Here is a 17,504-nt window from a genome sequence, read left to right on the forward strand (position 1 = left end):
CATGACATGTGAGGTGAGTAATGATTCCTGGTAGTGATCTGGTCGATCTATCCCGTTTACAGTTTGCTCTAACAGCACTTTATCATTTTCTTTTTGTTCCACTCACATTGGGGTTGTCGTTACTTTTAGCCATTATGGAAACTATTTTTGTAATGACTGGTCGTGATATTTGGCGACAAATGGTCAAATATTGGGGAATTCTCTTCGGTATCAATTTTGTACTGGGTGTCGCTACCGGATTGACTATGGAATTTCAGTTTGGAACAAATTGGGCCTACTATTCCCATTATGTGGGCGATGTGTTCGGTGCTCCACTGGCGATTGAAGGTCTAATGGCTTTCTTTTTAGAAGCCACTTTTGTCGGTTTGTTCTTTTTCGGCTGGGATAGGTTAAGTCGATTCCAACATATGTTTTGTACCTGGTTACTTGCTTTAGGGACAAATCTTTCAGCATTATGGATTTTGATTGCTAATGGCTGGATGCAAAACCCTGTGGGGGCGGAATTTAATTTCCATACCATGCGCATGGAAGTCACCGATTTTGTTGCTGTAATGTTTAATCCGGTTGCTCAAGCCAAATTTGTTCATACTATCAGTGCTGGCTACGTTACAGGCTCAATTTTTGTATTATCCATCAGTGCATATTTCCTATTACGAGGCAGAAATATAAACTTTGCCAAACGTTCAATCACTGTAGCTGCAAGTTTTGGACTTGCATCCGCTTTAGCAGTAGTTGTGTTAGGCGATGAAAGCGGTTATCTGGATAATCAAAACCAAAAAATGAAATTCGCAACCATCGAAGCCATGTGGCATACGGAAAAGGCCCCAGCTGGTCTTACGGTTTTTGGTATTCCTAATGAAGAAACAATGACCACTGATTACGCAATAACCATCCCTTATGCATTAGGATTAATCGCAACACGAACCTTCTCGGAACCCCTGGAAGGTATTTCAGAATTGATTGAACAAGGAAAAGAACGGATCAAAGAAGGAATGCTTGCTTATGAAGCATTAACTCGATTACAAAAAAATCCTAATGACGAACAAGCAAAAGCAGATTTTACCGCACACAATAAATATTTAGGCTATGGTCTGCTCTTGAAAAAATATACGGAACAAGTTGTTGACGCAACTGAAGATCAAATTAATCAAGCCGCACATGATTTGAAGCCCCGAGTCGCTCCTTTATTTTTCTCCTTCCGTATTATGGTCGCCTGTGGATTCTTTTTCATTCTTTTATTTGCAGTAGGCTTCTACTTATCTATGAGACGTAAATTACATACTACCCGTTGGTATTTACGTATGGCATTTTATTCCTTGCCATTACCTTGGATTGCAGCAGAGCTAGGTTGGGTCGTTGCGGAATACGGACGGCAACCTTGGGCAGTCCAGGATATATTACCTACTGCCATGGGTACATCTACATTAAGTAATGCTCAAGTATTGACCTCAATAACTGGTTTTATTCTCTTTTATTCAATTCTTGCCGTCGTTGAAATTTTCTTGATGGTTAAGTACATCCGTCTTGGCCCTGATAATATGGCTCACTAGGAGATTCAATTATGCCTTTGGATTATGAAACATTACGAATCATATGGTGGATTTTGCTCGGTTTATTACTGATTGGTTTTGCAGTCATGGATGGTTTTGACCTGGGTGTGGCAATGTGGCTACCCTGGATTGCAAAAACAGATACTGAGCGACGTATTTTAATTAACAGCATCGGTGCGACTTGGGAAGGAAATCAAGTCTGGTTTATTTTAGGGGTGGTGCGATATTCGCTGCCTGGCCAATCTTATATGCACTCTCTTTCTCAGGTTTTTATTTGGCGATGCTGTTGGTATTATTGGCCCTTATCTTGCGTCCAGTTGGCTTTAAGTACCGTTCAAAATTAACTAATCCTCAATGGCGTTCATTCTGGGACTATGCTTTGTTTGTCGGTGGTTTTGTCCCTGCATTGATCTTTGGGGTTGCTGTGGGCAATGTTTTGCAAGGCGTTCCTTTTTATTTTGATGAATCTTTACGACCATTTTATACCGGTAGTTTCTTTGGTTTATTGAATCCTTTTGCTCTATTATGTGGAGTACTCTCTGTACTGATGCTTGCCATGCATGGTGCTTTTTTTCTCAACCTAAGAACAGAGGGATATTTACAACAGCGAGCTCGAAATGCAGGGAAAATATCTGCTCTATTGTCCTTCTTACTCTTTATTGGTGCAGGAATTTGGCTTCATTATGGTATTGATGGTTATAGTTTGACCAGCGCTTTAGCTCATGATGGTCCCTCAAACCCACATTACAAAACAGTTATCCGAGAAGCTGATGCATGGTTTTCTAATTATCGTAGTTTTCCCATAACCTTACTCGCTCCAGGAGTTGGAGTTATTGCAGCTTTATTAACATTTATTGCCGCAAAACATGTTAAAACGGCTTTTATTTGCAGTGCTCTTTCTGTTGTAGGAATTATCACCACGGTAGGTGTAAGTATGTTTCCATTCATACTCCCCTCTTCCTCAAATCCTGGACAAAGTTTGTTAGTTTGGGATAGTTCTTCCAGTCAATTAACTCTGTTTATTATGTTAGCAGCTACGGTTATTTTCCTACCCATTATTTTGCTTTATACCGCTTGGGTTTATCGTGTATTACGTGGAAAAATAACAGAGCAAACACTTATTAAAAATGCGGATACGGCTTATTAGGAGGTATTTTATGTGGTATTTTTCCTGGATTTTAGGTACTGGTCTTGCTTGTTGTTTCGCCATTTTAAACGCTATGTGGCTTGAACTTGATGATTCAACTAATGAGCTCATGTAGTATAATCTATGACCCGAGAATTTTTTATTCTCGGGTTATACTCAGCTAGTTATAACTATAATCCCACCCACCGGATAAATTCATTATTCGCATGTAAATTAACGGTCGAACTTCCCTCAAAATAAACGGTGAAGCTATTTGCAAGTTCGTTTTCTTTGGATAAACCTCCATTAATTCTAACTTCTTTGATTTTACCTAAATTGACGATTTGCATTTGTGTTTCATAATAACCGCCTCGGACTATTTTTAGCACCGGAATAACAAAATGGATGGCATTTAAACTCTCACTTTGACCTGTTGCACTATCGGCCTTATTATTGGCCAAATAATAAAGTTCTGTTGCATTCAAAGCTATGTATTCTGCATGGTTAATTTGACGTCTTAACATTCGGGTTAATGGCGCAGTAGTATGAAATACCCGTTCATAAGTATCTGCTGAAATAACCGCTACAGGTTTACTTTCAGCGTTCTTACTGCCTTTATAACCACTTCCTACAAATAAAATCGCATCGCGATGTTCATTAGGAGCAGAAGCAGGTACTTGTATCGTTGAATCATTCGTATGCTGAGATGCAGCCGTTTTATCACAATTTAAAAATTTTGATTTGGCAAACCATGCATCACTCGGATAGTAAATAACCAATAATGATTTATCTTTTATCGTGTTAATAATTCCATTAGATATCGCTAAAGGGAGTGCAGGACACCCCCAACTTCGTCCAGGTCGTCCATATCTTTTAATAAACCCTTCTTCTACATACCAACCAGAATGCATTACAACAGACCGACCTGATGCATTATCGTTAAAACTACGATCCAACCCATCCAACCGTAATGAGAGACCATCACGACCATAATAAGCTTGTTGAGTTTGATAAACCCCAATACTGCTTGCTTTGCTGTTAAATTTATTTGAAAAGAAATTGGTCAATAATGAGCCTGATTTGATACCATGGGATACATAAGTATAATACAATAACTTTCTTGCTTTTAAATCAAACACCCAGAAACGCTTCTCATTGGAAGGCAATGAATAATCAATAACGGTTAAAATATTATTGTGCACCACATTATATGAGGTAGCACACTTAAGGGTAGTGAGGACTTTGTTGACCACTAAGGGATTTAAATTAGGCGCTTCACGAGTTAACAATGATTTAATATCATTTAAGTAGAGATCGTTAATTTGCTCGATACCTGGAAACGGTGTTATTTCACTAATGAAACGGGCATCATCCTTCATAGTACGTGTCTGAGGAAGCTCCAAAGGAAGTTGCGGAAAATAGCTTATAGTTACTGCTAAAAATAATAGCAGAAGAGCGCTCATGATTTGTCCTTGTTGTTATTTGTTCAAATCCTGTATTTTAATATAGCTCAAATTTTTCATTTCAACTGATATTAATGAACGTTAAGTGATTTGTTCTTATACAATTTGAATTCATTGATGAGGTTGAGCATTCCAGCTCAACCTCAATAGATTACATGGCTTTATTAGGTGTTGCGGAAGTGTTTTCTTCATGGGGCTCATATTTGTAACAAATACTTGTCACTGCGTTGGTCGCATGCAATAAAACATTTCCTACAGTAACGGGAAGCGAATTTGCAGTGCAACCTGATGTAGCTGCTGCATAAGCGGTACCCAAACCTGTAAAATTAAGAGCAGCATTACCTATGCTGGACAACGGATTATCATTGCTACTGAAAGTAACTACATTAATCGCCAGCATTACCATCTGAAAACCATTTTCCCAAGCTGTGTCAGGATTGGACAATAAATTATAAGCAGCCACCGATAAACCAATTACATTTGCAGCTTGCATGGCGGCTCGCCATTTATTTTCCTTATTAAAAAAACCGAACATTTAATCCTCCTTAATGCAGTTAATTCTGATCGAACTTTAAACATTAAGTTTTTAAAAATCAAGCACCTTATAAAACAGGTTGTCAGAGAAATTGGTTAGGAACGTCATAGTTAAAAAATTAGTCGTTTAATTCTCAGAAATTTCATTCTCCTAAATCAATTGATCCTTTAGTGCATATGCATTATGTTTGTCTTTTTTTTAACATTATTGATACTTCAATGACTACCTCTTCCAAAACCGAACCCTCTTACTTCAAAAAATCCCTACATTTTTTGCCAGATTATTTTTTAAATTCCAATGATAAGTGGAAGGCATGGGCTCTATTTGGGGGTTGTGCTTTGAGCACTTTAACAATAATTGGTCTTAGCTTTGTTTTAGGATGGTGGTGTTTTCCCTATATTTTTGCCGCATTTATAGTTAAAGATACAGCTCTTTTGTTAATGGGCGTAGGAGCTTGTCTTTTAATTTCGGGTGCAATGGCGGGGTTAAATTATTTAACTAATTTTTTAAAAAATGAATTGTACGTAAATTGGCGCTCCTGGTTAACAAAAAAAATAATAGATCAGTACTTAAATAATAAGACAAACTACCTAGAAATTTCACGAATTTATAGTGACATTGATAATCCGGAACAACGTATCCAAGAAGACATTGATAAAGTGGTGGACTCCTTTCTAAACTTGTCATTAGGCTTTATCGATAACTTTTTTAATCTCGTTATTTATACTGTACTTTTGAGTTTAGCAGGAGGCTCATTATCCTTTATGCTTTTTGGAGGAACTATAGTAATCCCAGGATTTTTAGTCTTAGTGGCATTAGGAGTAGGGATTGCAACCTCGCTCATGGGCTATTTTATAAATCGATCATTACGCGAATCCACCAACGAAGAGACTATTGCTCAATCCAATTTACGCTCAGATTTGCAACATATTAAAATCTTCTCTGAAGAAATCGCAATTGAACACGCGGAGAAATACTATCAAAACCGATTGGAAAAAGAGGTAGATGAATTAAATACTAAAACTAGAAGACGATTATCCATTCAAAATGAAACCTCCTCATTTAATTTATTTAATGGGATACTCCAAGCAATTATTCCAGTCCTGGCGGCCGCACCTTTATATTTCACAGATCTAATTACCTTGGATGTATTTTATTCTGCAGGATATTATTTTTCTATGATAACGCGCTCTTTAAACTGGTTTATTAACTCATTTGAAATGATTAATAAATTCCAAACGAGTTTAGCGCGAATTATAACATTACAAGAAACTTTGGAGAAAAATAATGAAAGTGAATCCACTAAGAACATAATTCGCTCGATAGGGCATCACAATAAGAATCTTATCGTACAAAACTTAAATCTTCATTTACACGGCAGTAATGAATTAATCGTTAAAGGTCTTAACTTACAATTTAAACCGGGAATTCATACGCTGATTCAGGCTCCGTCAGGAACAGGAAAAAGCAGTCTGTTTAAAGCAATAGCGGGAACTTGGTTATCTGGGGAAGGAGAAATTTTAATCCCTAATAGCTTAGAATCTATTTATTTCTTACCGCAAAAACCCACTCTCCCGAATGACACACTGAGAGCGGTACTCGCTTATCCTGATGCACATTGTGTGTATTCTAATAGTGAGTTGATTTCAGCTTTAAATGCCGTAAATTTGGGAATGCTTTCTGACAAATTAGATCAACACGTTGGTTTTAAATCATTAGGTGAGCAGCAGCGAATTGCCTTTGCACGTGTTTTACTAAGAAAGCCCGACTGGATATTTCTGGACGAGGCTACAGCTTCGTTAGATGAAAATGTGGAAGAACATGTATATTGTCGGCTCAAAGAGCTTCTGCCCAAAACAACAATTATTAGTATCGCACATCGCTCTACGGTGAGACATCATCATGATAATGTTTTATTCTTTAATGTGAACAATAAGAGAGAAGTTCATGTTGAAGAACGACATGCGACCCTGGGAGCTCTATAGTATCCCCATGTCTATTACAACCCTCAGGGTTTGCATGAATGGGACGCTATCCTTATTGTGGCGCAAAAGAACCATAATTATACCCAGCCGCTAAATCCTGATACAGATTAACAATAGTCATTAATTGTTCGAGTTTGTGTTGATTTACTTCAATAGCGAGTTGATCTAATTTAACTTTTTCTTCAATCAATATCAGATGGCTGATAATACCTCTTTCATATAAAGTCTTATTTAATTGATAAGCGCTTCTCAGTTCGCGCTCTGCCCTCATTATATCATTAAGACGTTCTGTATATAGTTCATGCGCGGATAAATCGTTGGTCACATCTCTAAGTACTTTACGTAAGGTATCCGTATAACGATAATAGGATGCTTTATTTAATCCTTTAGCTTTTTGTAGTTGCCCTAAAGCAGATGCCCTTAAAAAAGGAACCTCGAGAATGGCCTGATTAAAATGAATCGCCTGGCCTAATTGGCCTCCATTGGCCACTTTAGCAATTTCTCCACGTGCCATAGCTAAATTGATAGTAGGTAAGAAATGAGAAAAAGCGATGCCAATTCCCGCATTAGCAGCACAAAATTCTTGCTTTGCTTGCATCATATCAGGTCGGTTTTCAATAATGGTTAATGGAAGAGCACCAATGATCATTTGTTGACTATTTAAGTCCCTAAAATGGCGTTTCAGGGGTAATTCTCCTGGATTTTCATCCAGTAAATAATGTAAGGCATTTTCGCTAACCACGATGTTTTGTTGCACAACTCGTTCTTTCGAGCGGATTAATGAGAGTTCCGTTTTAGCAAGCTCTAATTGGGTTCGTGCAAATAACCCACGCTGATACATAGCCTGAGAGATAGTGATTAATTTAGAAAGATCAGTTGCTAAGGAATGCAACAAAAATAATTGTTCCATTTGGCTTTGATGATTAAAATAATTGCTGGCAATCTGATTTATTACAGCAAGTCGAACGCCATAATACATTGCTTTTGTGGCTTTTAATTCATACTTGGCTTTCTGTTGTTCTTTAATCTGTTTGAAGATATTAATGGTATAAGAGGGAACTACCGTCAGGAGTACTCCCGGAAAACCTAGATAAGGAAACGAAGAATAACCAGCATTTCCCGTGACTTCAGGAATCCAATTCAGTTGGACGCGTTTTAATTCTCCTTGAGCTGCTTCAATATGAGCTACAGCGACTTTCACATCGTTATTATTAACCAGGCCTTTGTCAATCAGCATATTTAAATTAGGATCTTTAAATTGCTTCCACCATGGAAAACAAGGCAGATGTTCATCGGTATTTATGAATTTAGAATCGTTCACGGGCCATTGATTTGGAATAAGTAAAGGCTTAGAGGGATGATGAGTACAAGAGCTCAACAGGAAACCCAAAATCAGTAAGCCAATTATCCTAATCAATTTATTCTCCAATATATTTAACTCTTTGGCTTTGATTTATTCGAGTAAGTTGTTCCAATATACTTCGAGTCTCAATTTTGAGTACCTCATTTTTATGGGCTCCTAAAACAAAAAGCCTGCGAATATTATGATAGGCTTGTTGAACTACAGAGCCAAAAGCATCTAATTCATTTGCAAAGTTAACATCTAAATCAGATTCATGCTTGGCTGAATCAACAAAAGCATATAAATCCAACATACTGGTGTTCAGCACCACACTTTCTTTTAAATAAACACTATCTCGTAATGGTTTTTGAGTTACTATATCAAACAGTTTATGCAAATGAGTAATAATTCTTTTTTGTAAATCTATATAAAATTTTCTCGATAATTGGCTGTTGCGAAATACCCACGTTTCAAATATAAAACAAAGCAAGAATGCTACAATTGTCGATAATAAATAATCAAAAAAGAAATTAGGTACGGCATAGTTATTTCTCCCATAATAATCTGTTCCTAATGAGGTTAGAGTGACTGTGAAAATAGTAGGAAATGCATAACGCTTTCCCAAAGAAAAGTAGGCCATAAAGACGATAATAGGAATAATAATGAGGATAAAACGAAAATCTATTTGTCCAATAAACCATAGTATATAAGACAACAGTAACCCCAAAACTGCCCCCCAAAAACGATGAGTAGTACGCTGCAAACTGGCGCCTCGATCAAAGCCTGCATAAATCATCATTACTGCAAAACCAATCCATCCGGCATGTGAGTATCCTAAAAGACTCTGAACTGCCAAAGCAGTTGAGAAAACGAGGCAAATTTGTAATGCTCTGGTTTTTCGATAATCTACAATTTTAAACATAGATAATTCCAAGAAGAGATAAGTTTATTTAAAATGCTCCATGGCGTTTCAGCTAATTTACAGGGTTGTTCCTTTTCAATTGCCTCTTTTAAAGTATTAAGTTGTTCAATAAATAAATTGATTTTTTCACTTTCCAAAATAATTGTTTCTGATTCAATAACGCAAACCACTAAATGCAAGTGATTAATCAGTAAATTAATTCTCCAAATGGAACGAAGGGGAAATGTTTGAGGCAACATCGAAGCATAACGAATTAAATGGTTTGTATGGCCTCTGACTGGATTAAAAATGATGTTTTTACGTTCCACCATCAAGGATAAATGTTCGATAATTTGGGCGATGAGTAATAGCAAAGCCCTTAACCATAACCGATAATAATAACTCCTAGGAAAAAAAACTAAAGCAGCAAAAACTATTGCCATTGCGATGAAGGTATTCAAACAATTATTGATAATTGCATAAAAACTAGTATTTATCTCTTTATACAGCAGGGAGTATGCTCCCAAGCTTAAGGCTACTGGCGCAATTACGATCGTATGCATCCGGCTTTTAATGGCAACCATATATAAAAAAAACGAGTAGAAGAATGCAAAAATTGGAAAAAAAGCACTAATTGATAAAATATCAAAAAGAAAGGCACTAATAACAGACCACCATATGCAATAAAAAAGTAACAAATTTTTTCTTTGTATCGTATCCCCGGCTACTTCTGCTGCCATAGCTGTAATTGGAATATAAAAATAATAAAAATACGGATTAGGAATGGAAAAAATAAAATTAACTGCAAAAAGAATAAGCAACACATAAGTGACTTTTACTCCATTAACACGATGATTTCCGTAGGGATCATAGTCCTCAATGATGCGTATTAGTTTCGATATAAACATAAGCACTCGCACCAGGATGTAATGGATAATTAGGATCGGGATCAAGAATCTCTATCTGAAGTGGAAAACGTTGTGGCTCTAATAACCATTGATTATTGCTGCTAACCATCTGCTGTTGCATGCGTGGATCCGTAATTTGTCGACCTGCTGCCCATAAGGTGTTGACTACCCTGCCATGGAAGATTTTATTGAAATAATACATTCGGAGCATGATATAAACTTTATCGCCGGGTCTTACTCTGCGTAAATCGGTTTCATAAAAATTAGCCTGTATCCACCATCTTGACGTATTAATAAAGGAAAATAATGGTTGGTGTATTTTCACAGGAGTCCCTGGACCAATATAGAGGTTATCGACTACACCATCAGTAGGTGCTTTCACAATAGTTAGGTCAAGATTTACTTTCGCTCTATATTTTTCTGCTTTGAGCGCTTTAATTAATTTTTTTTGTTGAATTATTTCCTGATCTTCGATTGCAATTTGTTTATTAAGTGAATCCATTTTGTTTTTAATTGAAAGTAAATCATAATCCAGCTTTCGTACTTCAAGTTTTGATAAAGCTTCGCTTACACTAGGTGCTTTTTTTAATTGATATTCAAAGCGAGATTTTTGATACTCATACTTGGCTGCATCCAATAATGTTTTTGTTTTTTGTGTTTGCCGCTCAATTACTTTAATACGCTCTTTTGCTTCTTCATATCTCGCCTTTGCCGAATCATAAGCTAAACGATAAGGTTTTCGATAAACTTCAAATAGAGGTTGATTTTTTTTAACAGGACTTCCATTTTGGACATAGATTTTTGTTATAAAACCAGAAACATCTGCTGCAATCGGAGTAACGTTAGTAACTACAAAAGCATGACTTGTAAAAGGAATTAAATAAGAAAGAATATGGTAGATACCAATTAAGATACTCAATACAATGACGATAACAGGTAAATTAATCTCCCTTTTTGAGACTTTAAATATCCTTTTCATGAGTACCTTTAATAATCGATTAAATTGGTTTTCCTAGATTAATTCTTATGACTGCCCCTACAAGAAATTGAAATTTCCAAAATTGTAGAAAAAGAATCAATAGGTACAGTGTATCGAACTCTTTCTTCATCTTTCAACAGATTTAGTGATATTAGGGCGGAGTTTAGGATATTAATATTTCCTACGATGCCATATGATAATAATATTCAACTTGAGAAGTATTAGGGAGAGTCAAGAGTGAACGAGAAGCTAGATATTGCAACAGTCGAAGTTACAGTGGTACGAATTTATACTTTAGAACGGGCCGATAATGTACCTATTATTTTAAATTACTTACAAAACGAGGCTAAAATTCGAGGAATTAGTGTTTTTCGTGCAATAAGTGGCTTTAGTGGCGAAACAGGTATACACCATGATTCGTTTTTGGACGTATCTTTTTCTCTTCCTCTCATTATCGAGTTTTTTGATCATCCCGAAAAAGTTACTGTAGCTTTAGAATATTTAATAACGATAATAAAAAAAGAACATTTAATCTTCTTTCCCGCCCGAGCAAACGCTTAAGATCGCAAATTTATTCGTGCCAATTTATTATTTCTATCGGCTTACGCAGAATGAAATGATGTGGGACCATTTTCTTTAATTCGGGTAGCAGAGCGTCAATTCCATCAACACTATCAATAAATTGCACGACAAGAGATAATTTTTTATTTCGATGAAAAAGAGAAGGTTTGGCACTTTCTCCCCAAGGAAATCCCGCTACCCCTCGAAATATTATCCCCTTTAATACACTCTGCTTTTTTAGCATATCGAGAAGTTCCAGATACAAAGGTCTATTCTGCCATTGGTCCGCTTCATTAATATATACCGAAACTTTCTCGTAATTCATATAAGTGCGCCAAGTAACATGTAACTATTTAGGGTATGGCAAAAAGGGTTTGATTACAATAAGCCAAGAGTTGGCCCATTAGTTATTGGGATTATTGATTTAGTCCTGTCCATAAAAGATTTATAATCATCGTTATTGCCCTTGACTAGGTCTTGAGCGTTAAGAAACTTTAGACGGCGCGATTAAAACCAGCTCTTCTTTACCCTGTTCATTTTTGTTCTTTTCTTTTCTACAGGGCTGCGGTTTTGTAGCGAACAACTTCGATAAGCTTTGCATTAATAAACGAACTGTACGTTTATTAGGCCGCATGTAATTTTGTTTTTCTTGAGAAATCTCGAATTCTTCAGCTTTAAATTGATTTTTTATATGCGTTTTAATACGTTCATCTAAAGAAGGTATATGGTCAATTTGGCCTATTCCCTTAGTTACAACCCCGCGGTATTCTTTTGCAAGTCCGTCGACTTTAATTTTCAAATGAGCCGCATCATCTATCATCCTTGCGGTTTTAGTTTTAAAGCAAGTAAAGTATTGAGCGAGAAAATTGCTAAGTTTCACAAAAAAACCGTCATGAAGTTTAATAAACTCACCTAAGGTTTGGCTTTTTTGTTGCAGATCATAGAGAAACAATGAATTTGCTTTTACAGTCGCGAGTAACTTAGAGCACGCTTGCACCGCTTCGCTCATTTCCTTGTTTGCTTGTTGAAGCACAGCAAGCCGTTCCAAAGTTTCACTTGCGATTAGCGATTTTAACTCTTCATCTTGATTAAAAAAACGATTGTTTATAATAGCAATTTGCTTTTCTTTTTTCTTTAATTTAGTTTCTAAATCCAATAAACATACTTTTGCCATTTCTTTAAATTCAGTCTTACACAAACTATCTAAAGTGGCGGGAAATGAAGATTCAATGATATTTTGTAGCTTCTGTGGCGTAGCTGTTCGAAAAACAACTGTTATAGGTGTAGCCATCCAACTTACACCTTGTATTACCTCTGAAGAAAGATCTGGAGACTCCCCCATATTTTTTAATTGCTTTATTTTTTCAACTAAATTCTGCTTTCGAATTTCTTCTGAATGCTCCAAAAGTACTTGGATTGACTGTTCTTTTTCTTCAATAAAATCTAAAAAATATTTTCTTCCAGTGATTTTTAGATCATTTTCTTCGGCAGCTAAAAGCAATCCCCTCACTACCTCTATGGTTTTTTCAAGCTCTAATTTTTTAGTTCTTAGATCGATCAAACTAAAAATACCCAAATGAACTCTCTCCATATCTGTTTCAAGCGCAGAAAGACTCTCTAGAATGCTTCGTGCTGGAGTACGTGGTTGAGAAGTTGCTGCAGCAATTCGCATAAAGCTATAGGGGACCGTTATTCTTTGTGTTTTCCCATTCGTTACAGGAACTCCTATGATCTTTAGATAACGCTTAGCAAAAAGCTCTTTCACTGGTTTTAGGGGATCTGTAGCGATATTTTGAACTTGCAAGGGTGCAGTCTGTGTTAATTGCGCCATTCTTTCTTCTATATTTTGCAAAAAAAGATCGATCTTAGGCTTTATTTGTTTTAGATCTATGAAAGCAAGCAGTATTTGCGCTTTCCAATCACTTTCAATTTCAGCAATGCCGAGTTTGATAATTTGGAATAACATAGCAGCAGAGAGTAAAAACTTTTTATACTGATTTTTATCCTCAAAAGGTACACTGTTTAAAGCCAATAATTTTTCAATATTTCCAATTAAAGTGAAAATATTTCCCATCGTATTTTTTTTCCAATTTTCATATAATGCGGCCACAACCTCACTCGATTGAGTCAGAAGGGCTCTTTCTTTTTCCGCTGTTTTTGGTAAATGCGCAATTGCTTCATCGATAAATAGCTTGGCGAAAACTGCAGTTCCCCAGGAGCGCTGCTTATATTGATCAAACTCATAATATTTTACCTGCGCATTCGTTGCGATGTCGTCAAGACTACTTACAGAGTCAATATAATGAATCATTATCAATGCTGATTCCAGGATATCCTGCTCTGCTTCTGATTTGCTCCCACGCCATTCTTTAAAACGTTCGATTTTACTCAGCATAGCGACTCAATGAGTTAGTTAATCAATTACTTAAAATTCATTCTACAAAAACGAAGATCAAAATAAAACCATAATATCTATCAATTGTTCTAATAAACATACCCAAAGAAGTATCTAACGAAATAATGAAAGTTTATTTAAAATCGACTATCCTAAATTCATAGGCTTATGGAGAAAAAAATGCCCTCAAAAAAAGGAATCTATCTCTTCACCTTAATTGGCTTAATCCTTGGATTTGCACTAGATGGATTAGTCCGCAATGAAGTTACTAAGGTATTTGATTATGCGTTGATCGTCCTTTTTGCCCTTTTATATGCCCTGGCTTTTAATGAAAAAAACTGCGTTCGTTTAATTGCCAGCAGCTTCCTCATCGCTCTGTTTTTATCTTTACCCTTACTTCCCTTAGAGGCACAATTTACATTCAGACATCTTGAACATTGGTTTACTTTTCTTCGCGCCTTTCCACTTTTTCTCTATGTGGGTCACTCGTTCCATTATGCATACCATCAGGATAATACCTGGCGTATAAGTTATAACAGTCTATTTGCTGCAGTATGGAACACGATTCCTTTGCTTTTTGTCGCCTCTTTGTTTTCCGCTTTAGCCAATCTGCTCATTCTATTGGGCGCATTTATTTTCAAAACAGTAGGTAGTGATTGGTTATGGAGTTTATATACTAATAATTTCCATTTTCAGTTGATTTCCAATTCTACTTTGTTCTTTATAGGATTAGGGGTCGGTCAGCAAAATATTAAAATCATCTATAGCTTACGCTTATTACTTTTAAGAATGATGTACTATTTATTCCCATTCTTAGCACTGATAAGTATGGTTTATTTTGTTCTTTATTTGACCCATGCTGCAGGTGGTAGTGAAGAACACATCAATCCTTTAATTATTTTAGTCCCCTTATCCACATTAGGAATTATATTTTTTAATGCCTATTTCCAAGATGGGAGTGTAGAATCCGGAACCCCATTCTGGCTTAAATTATTGTTACGTATTTATAGAGTGATTTTATTCCTCTTAATTTTAATGATGACTCATAAAATTTTCCAATCTTATTCTGTGGACGTTAATGTGGTAATTTGCATCATTACTGCAATTTTATTCAGTTTCACTTATGCGATTACGGCCTGGTTTCCTGAGCCTATGGAGCAAAAATGGGTGCGGATAGGTAACATTAGTTCTGCATTATTTTTTATAATGGTACTCTTCTTGTTTAACCTTCCCTACATGCCTATAGTATTTCAGGTAGGCGCTCAACCCAGCCTCTTGACCTTGATCACTCCATAAAAAATTAATCTAGCCATTTTTTATTGTATATCCGGTGTGGGCCTGATATTACCAAATCGGCTATTTTCCTCTACCATCTGATTAACAAACGTATTCCCATAACCGATCCAACATCCCTTTTTTATTGTCGTTCCCGGACCTATTGTGGTTGCCATGCCTATAAATACATCATCTTCAATAAGAACGGGAGCAAGAAAAAGTAAGTTCCCCACATCGGAATGACAACTTATTGACACCCCACTCGCAAGAGTGACATTTTTTCCTATGTTGATTAATGGACAATCGACAAAATCAATATCAAAAGAATTTACAATGTGAAAAGAAACTTTGGCACCCAGCGCCCGCCAATAAAAAAATTTGGTGATGTTGAACGTTTGCAACAAAGGAATCAAACCAACCACTTTAGCGGAACGGGCTAGCGCAAAATGACAAAACCATGCAACGGTCATTCGATTCATTTCACGCTTGTATCGTCCAGGCTTTAAGCGCGGCAAACACAATCTAATCGCAGCAATAATAGTAATAAAGGAAGCAAATAAAACAAAAGGGGCTATAGGAAAAACCAACCAGGTATAATTATAACCATGATAAATAAATAAACCGGTTAAACTAAATGCAGCTACCGCTGGCATCAAACTAAATAAGATTGAAACGATATCACTAATGATGAGCATAGGTGTAGTCAATTCAGTCTTTTTGGGGGTCTTTTTTTTTGCCTTGGTTTTATTCTTCTCAGTCATAATATGATGTTCCTCTTTAATAGCAGCCGGCTCGAGAGCCAAACGATAACACAATTATTGAGAGTGATGCAGAAAACTGCTACTCATCTTTCAGTAATTACTTGCTGAGAAATAAGTTTTGGTTTGGTCTGCGCATGATTATCTACTAATAACTGCTCTTTGGGCAATTGGAATAAACTCATGGGCAGCACCTCTTTAGTCATCACACCATGGGCGTAGGGTTCATTGATTTGCATTAAACGCTCGTGCATTTTTGATAATATGGAGTCTGTTATTTGAATTGAATTATCAGTAACCAAAACAACCCTGTTCCCTAAACTATTACGAGCAAAATACCAGTATGGTGCCATCTCAAAAGAAATATAATTCAACATTTCTTGCAACTCGTGACCTGAAATCGAACAGCTTTCTAATTTTAACATTTGTGTTTTATAACAAAATTCAAGCCTTGGTGCTTTATTTAAAAAGCCGGTACATTTCACTACGTCCTTTAACTGATAGCGAACAAAACCCATCGCTGTAGTTAAAAATACCTCATAATTTTTGCCCTGTTCTAACTCCCAAGATTGCACAAGATTTTCCTTTTCAATTCGTTTGCCCTCTTCGATAAACTCAACAATATGAGCACTAGGATGTAAGATTCCTCCTGATTGGTTGTCTAACGGAACAGTAATCCACCCTTCTGTAGCAGAAAAGGTGCCATCAACCATCTCAACCCCTGGTCCTAACAATTTTTGCAATTGATGTGCGGGGTATTCACAAAGACTAGAAATCCAACATCCAACTACATTCAATGAGGGCCAAAACTCTTTGAATGATTTGGGATCTTGTTGTGCTAATTGACGTAAATATTCTTGACGCTTTTTTGTAATTTGAATCGGCGGCAAAAAGTCAGGCAGTACTTTTTCATCTAATAAATAAGGTAAAAACTGCTTAAAGCTTTTAAGACAACGCTCGAAGCATGCATCGATCACCATAGGAGTTACTGCAAATATTGCGCTAAGATCCGATGCTAAAGCATACAAAGCAGACCATTGTGTATAGACTTCTGTATTATCAAATACTTCATCAGGTAGAGCATAAAAACGTTTAATAAAAGAAGGTAAATTACGATAATTGAAATTGCTAATCCAACCTGAAGGAATGCCTGCTGGAGATGTTCGATGAGCATCCACTGCAACCAGATACATTATTTTTTCTTGAAATAATCCAGAAAATCGCTGTGTCAAGTTATAGATATAAGGCGGCATCGTACGTTGAAACTGGGTCTGGAACGAAGTAGTTATTGGGAAATATTTTCGAACACCTGCTGTTCCTGATGTCTCTGACCAAAAAATTAATTTTTCTCCAGTAAAAGGCTGAATAAGGCTATATTGTGCGGCCAAGAGGTCTGCTTCATAATCTTCATAGGTAGTAATTGGAAAATCATCCAAGTTTAAAGTGTGGATGCTTTTCAATGCAGCACTCCAATAAGAAGATTTTTTTAATAAAGGTATAATCTCTTGTTGCCACAATTTTTCGCGCGAACGCTCAGGGTATTTCGTATCTTTAATAAAAGCCTGATACTTTTTTCGAGTGATTGCTGCGATTAATAATCTTTTCCAATTCATTCTTTTGGCTAACCTACATGAATACAATAAACAATAATAACTGCAAAACCTGAATCTAGCGAGGCACTTTAACCAGGTATTTTTATGGGGATCACAGAGAACATTTTATTTTG

15 protein-coding genes and 1 pseudogene are annotated in these 17,504 nt (G+C 36.3%); 6 read left to right on the forward strand and 10 right to left on the reverse strand.

From position 1 onward, the window contains the following. The first annotated feature begins 20 nt into the window (after positions 1 to 20). The 3 genes and pseudogenes from HBNCFIEN_RS12285 to cydX all read left to right on the forward strand — a co-directional run bounded on the left by HBNCFIEN_RS12285 (position 21) and on the right by cydX (position 2,812). Positions 21 to 1,550 (forward strand): cytochrome ubiquinol oxidase subunit I, encoded by a 1,530-nt coding sequence (locus HBNCFIEN_RS12285; RefSeq protein WP_182391368.1) that lies wholly within the window; start codon positions 21 to 23, stop codon positions 1,548 to 1,550. An 11-nt stretch (positions 1,551 to 1,561) separates the two neighbouring features. Further along, positions 1,562 to 2,697, forward strand: a pseudogene (gene cydB, locus HBNCFIEN_RS12290) (cytochrome d ubiquinol oxidase subunit II). Positions 2,698 to 2,707: 10 nt separating this feature from the next. Further along, entirely contained in the window at positions 2,708 to 2,812 is a 105-nt protein-coding gene (cydX, locus tag HBNCFIEN_RS12295) for a cytochrome bd-I oxidase subunit CydX (RefSeq protein WP_182391369.1), read from the forward strand. Positions 2,813 to 2,867: 55 nt separating this feature from the next. On the opposite strand, the gene HBNCFIEN_RS12300 is transcribed toward cydX, so the two are convergent. Both HBNCFIEN_RS12300 and HBNCFIEN_RS12305 read right to left on the reverse strand, forming a co-directional pair. Beyond that, positions 2,868 to 4,139 (reverse strand): murein L,D-transpeptidase catalytic domain family protein, encoded by a 1,272-nt coding sequence (locus tag HBNCFIEN_RS12300; RefSeq protein ID WP_182391370.1) that lies wholly within the window; start codon positions 4,137 to 4,139, stop codon positions 2,868 to 2,870. A gap of 151 nt (positions 4,140 to 4,290) precedes the next feature. Then, positions 4,291 to 4,674 (reverse strand): hypothetical protein, encoded by a 384-nt coding sequence (locus tag HBNCFIEN_RS12305; protein ID WP_182391371.1) that lies wholly within the window; start codon positions 4,672 to 4,674, stop codon positions 4,291 to 4,293. A gap of 218 nt (positions 4,675 to 4,892) precedes the next feature. Between HBNCFIEN_RS12305 and HBNCFIEN_RS12310 the strand changes: the two genes are divergently transcribed. Next, positions 4,893 to 6,659: an ABC transporter ATP-binding protein/permease gene (locus HBNCFIEN_RS12310; protein ID WP_182391372.1), complete on the forward strand. Its 1,767-nt coding sequence runs from the start codon at positions 4,893 to 4,895 to the stop codon at positions 6,657 to 6,659. Positions 6,660 to 6,711: 52 nt separating this feature from the next. Here HBNCFIEN_RS12310 and HBNCFIEN_RS12315 read toward each other — a convergent pair whose 3' ends face one another. From HBNCFIEN_RS12315 to HBNCFIEN_RS12330, 4 genes are read right to left on the reverse strand one after another with little or no spacing between them, the layout of a single operon-like run. Beyond that, positions 6,712 to 8,076: a TolC family protein gene (locus tag HBNCFIEN_RS12315; protein WP_182391373.1), complete on the reverse strand. Its 1,365-nt coding sequence runs from the start codon at positions 8,074 to 8,076 to the stop codon at positions 6,712 to 6,714. Position 8,077: 1 nt separating this feature from the next. After that, the gene (locus HBNCFIEN_RS12320) at positions 8,078 to 8,923 is read right to left on the reverse strand and encodes an FUSC family protein (RefSeq protein WP_182391374.1); all 846 of its coding nucleotides are present in this window, start codon (positions 8,921 to 8,923) and stop codon (positions 8,078 to 8,080) included. After that, positions 8,908 to 9,810: a hypothetical protein gene (locus HBNCFIEN_RS12325; RefSeq protein WP_182391375.1), complete on the reverse strand. Its 903-nt coding sequence runs from the start codon at positions 9,808 to 9,810 to the stop codon at positions 8,908 to 8,910. The genes HBNCFIEN_RS12320 and HBNCFIEN_RS12325 overlap by 16 nt, the downstream gene beginning before the upstream one ends. Beyond that, positions 9,779 to 10,789, reverse strand: a complete 1,011-nt coding sequence (locus HBNCFIEN_RS12330; protein WP_182391376.1) for an HlyD family secretion protein — start codon at positions 10,787 to 10,789, stop codon at positions 9,779 to 9,781. Before HBNCFIEN_RS12330 ends, HBNCFIEN_RS12325 begins: the two co-directional genes overlap by 32 nt. A gap of 237 nt (positions 10,790 to 11,026) precedes the next feature. Here HBNCFIEN_RS12330 and HBNCFIEN_RS12335 point away from each other — a divergent pair, with 237 nt between their 5' ends. Further along, positions 11,027 to 11,350, forward strand: coding sequence for a DUF190 domain-containing protein (locus HBNCFIEN_RS12335; protein ID WP_182391377.1), 324 nt, complete (start codon positions 11,027 to 11,029; stop codon positions 11,348 to 11,350). A 10-nt stretch (positions 11,351 to 11,360) separates the two neighbouring features. Here the strand turns inward: HBNCFIEN_RS12335 and HBNCFIEN_RS12340 are convergent, their stop codons facing one another. Together HBNCFIEN_RS12340 and HBNCFIEN_RS12345 are read right to left on the reverse strand one after the other, a co-directional pair. Next, entirely contained in the window at positions 11,361 to 11,675 is a 315-nt protein-coding gene (locus tag HBNCFIEN_RS12340; RefSeq protein ID WP_182391378.1) for a DUF190 domain-containing protein, read from the reverse strand. 159 nt (positions 11,676 to 11,834) lie between these two features. After that, complete coding sequence (locus HBNCFIEN_RS12345; RefSeq protein ID WP_182391379.1) at positions 11,835 to 13,745, reverse strand: hypothetical protein; 1,911 nt, start codon at positions 13,743 to 13,745, stop codon at positions 11,835 to 11,837. Between the two features lie 180 nt (positions 13,746 to 13,925). Between HBNCFIEN_RS12345 and HBNCFIEN_RS12350 the strand changes: the two genes are divergently transcribed. Next, positions 13,926 to 15,041 (forward strand): hypothetical protein, encoded by a 1,116-nt coding sequence (locus tag HBNCFIEN_RS12350; protein WP_182391380.1) that lies wholly within the window; start codon positions 13,926 to 13,928, stop codon positions 15,039 to 15,041. 20 nt (positions 15,042 to 15,061) lie between these two features. Here the strand turns inward: HBNCFIEN_RS12350 and HBNCFIEN_RS12355 are convergent, their stop codons facing one another. Both HBNCFIEN_RS12355 and HBNCFIEN_RS12360 read right to left on the reverse strand, forming a co-directional pair. Continuing rightward, positions 15,062 to 15,781, reverse strand: coding sequence for a DapH/DapD/GlmU-related protein (locus HBNCFIEN_RS12355; RefSeq protein WP_182391381.1), 720 nt, complete (start codon positions 15,779 to 15,781; stop codon positions 15,062 to 15,064). Positions 15,782 to 15,864: 83 nt separating this feature from the next. Then, positions 15,865 to 17,391 carry a GH3 auxin-responsive promoter family protein gene (locus HBNCFIEN_RS12360; RefSeq protein ID WP_182391382.1) on the reverse strand — a complete coding sequence of 509 codons (1,527 nt, stop codon included), beginning with the start codon at positions 17,389 to 17,391 and terminating at the stop codon, positions 15,865 to 15,867. Positions 17,392 to 17,504 lie beyond the last annotated feature (113 nt).

Origin of the sequence: Legionella sp. PC997, assembly GCF_014109825.1 — a bacterium.
GTDB lineage: Bacteria > Pseudomonadota > Gammaproteobacteria > Legionellales > Legionellaceae > Legionella.